The organism is Vibrio sp. NC2 (genome assembly GCF_025195005.1).
Taxonomy (GTDB): domain Bacteria; phylum Pseudomonadota; class Gammaproteobacteria; order Enterobacterales; family Vibrionaceae; genus Vibrio; species Vibrio splendidus.
Genome location: NZ_JANVFC010000004.1, coordinates 62,691 through 63,218, shown reverse-complemented (window position 1 = coordinate 63,218; position 528 = coordinate 62,691). Strand labels below are relative to the sequence as shown.

Sequence of the window (528 nt, the reverse complement as noted above, 5' to 3'; positions counted from 1 at the left end):
TCGACTAAGCCGCGTTTCTTGTTTGAGTTGATGATAACTACAGCCATATCTTCTGGCATTGAAACCGCTTGAGTTTCTAGGCTACGACAATCCAAAAGCATCGCGTGATTTGCGCGACCTTCTGCAGAGATCATTTGGTCCATGATGCCGCAATTACAGCCCACAAATTCGTTTTCGGCTTGCTGACCATTTAGCGCAACTTCAGCTTGGCTGATCTCTAGATTGTAAAGCACCTTGAATGTCTGACCGATGACCACTTCCAGTGCCGCAGAAGAACTTAAACCTGCACCTTGAGGCACGTTGCCCGTTACAGAGATGTCTGCACCTGTAAATTCAAAACCACGACCTTTTAAGCACTTCACCACACCACGAATGTAGTTAGCCCACATCTTATCTTGTTGGAATGTGATCTCTTGAGTTAAGTCGAACTCATCCACTGCATTACCGTAGTCTACTGATACTACGCGCACGATGTTGTCGTCACGCTTAGCCGCTGCCACTACCGTTTGGTAGTTAATGGCACACGGT

Annotated in this window: 1 pseudogene; it reads right to left on the bottom strand. The window is 47.0% G+C overall.

Annotated features, from left to right (window positions below):
- Window positions 1-528: pseudogene (locus tag NX845_RS07415) on the bottom strand (galactokinase); the annotation flags it as partial.